General features: G+C 68.6%; 3 protein-coding genes. All 3 read left to right on the top strand.

From position 1 onward, the window contains the following. Window positions 1-59 precede the first annotated feature (59 nt). Window positions 60-650 carry a hypothetical protein gene (locus GGQ96_RS21075; RefSeq protein ID WP_184117193.1) on the top strand — a complete coding sequence of 197 codons (591 nt, stop codon included), beginning with the start codon at window positions 60-62 and terminating at the stop codon, window positions 648-650. Then, window positions 650-1,237: a hypothetical protein gene (locus GGQ96_RS21080; protein WP_184117194.1), complete on the top strand. Its 588-nt coding sequence runs from the start codon at window positions 650-652 to the stop codon at window positions 1,235-1,237. Before GGQ96_RS21075 ends, GGQ96_RS21080 begins: the two co-directional genes overlap by 1 nt. A gap of 6 nt (window positions 1,238-1,243) precedes the next feature. Beyond that, window positions 1,244-1,458, top strand: a 215-nt coding sequence (locus GGQ96_RS21085; protein ID WP_425506724.1) for a DUF6950 family protein, incomplete at its 3' end; no start/stop codon positions are given.

The raw sequence follows: 1,458 nt of genomic DNA on the forward strand, positions 1-1,458 counted from the left end.
GCGGAGTCGCGCACCGTTCGCCGCCTCAACCGCCCCGACTTGCCCGGAGCGCCGCTCTGATGCTCATCACCATGCCCGCATCGCCGGTCGCGGCGAACATCGACTGGGACATCGACCAGCCTGGGCAGGCGAACCGGGCCGAGTTCACCGGCAAGCGCCGCGTGACGCTGCTCACCGCCGCCCCGCGCTGGTACGCCAAGGTCACGCTGCCGCCGATCATCGGCGAGGCCCGAGTGCTCGACTGGCGCGCGTTCGTGGTCGACTGCGACGGCATCGCGAACAGCTTTCGGGTGGTGGCCTGCGAGCGTGCCCAGATCACAGGCGTCGCGGTGTCGGTGAAGGGTGCGGGCCAGTCGGGCAAGAGCCTGGTCACCAAGGGCTGGGGCGCGGCCGGGCAGAAGCTGAAGCGCGGGCAGATGGTCACGATCAACGACCAGTTGCTGATGCTTCAAGCCCCGGTCGTCGCCGACGCGAACGGCGAGGCGGTGCTGACCTTCAAGCCGTACATCCGCTTCAAGCCCGCCGACGGCGCGGCGGTGGAGGTGGCCCGGCCCTATGCCGTCATGTCGATGTCGGACCCTAAGAACGGGTGGAAGGTCGGCATCGGGCAGAATTACGCGGTCAGCTTCGACTGTGAGGAAGCGTTCTGATGGACACGCGCCCCGACACCGCCGCCCAGGCCGCGCTCGCGGCCGATGTGCGCCGGCCGGTGACGTTCGCGTGGCTCGACCTTAAGGGCGAGCCGATCCGGGTCACCAACGCGCCCTATAGCGTCACCTTCGCAGGGACTGGCGACGAGGACCTCGACGGCTTCACGTTCACGGCGGTAGACCCGCGCGTCGTGTCCGTCGGTCCGATCAAGGCCAAGGAAGGCGGCACCGACACGCTGACGCTGCAGCTATCCGGCCTGGCCGGCGTAGACGACGAGTTGATGACCCAGATCGGCGACCGGACGAACTGGGCGGGTCGCGACTGCCGGCTTTGGCGGGCGATGCTCGACCCGCAGAGCATGACCCGCATCGGATCGCTATGGGCCTATTACACCGGCTATATGTCGGTGCCGAAGATCACCGGCGACCGGCAGGGGCAGGTTATCAACCTGTCCGTCGAGTCGTACCTCGCCTTTTTCGGGCAGGCGTCCAACCGGACCTATCTCGACCAGCAAAGCTACGATCCGGGCGACACGTCGGCGGCACTCGCGATCGCCATCGCCAACGGCGCTTCGCGGAAAAGGTAAGGCCCCATGCATCGCTATCCCGATTGGGAGGCGCGGCTTGCCGCGTATCTCGAACCTCTCCGCGCGCGTCCGTTCGCCTGGGGGCGACACGACTGCTCGACGTTCGCGGCCGGCGCGGTCGAGGCGATGACCGGCGTCGATCCCATGCCCGAGTTCCGGGGGCGCTACTCGACCGCGCGCGGGTCGGTGCGGGCGCTGCGCCGGTTCGGTGCCGGCACCCT

It is taken from the genome of Sphingomonas abaci, assembly GCF_014199625.1.
Lineage (GTDB): Bacteria > Pseudomonadota > Alphaproteobacteria > Sphingomonadales > Sphingomonadaceae > Sphingomonas > Sphingomonas abaci.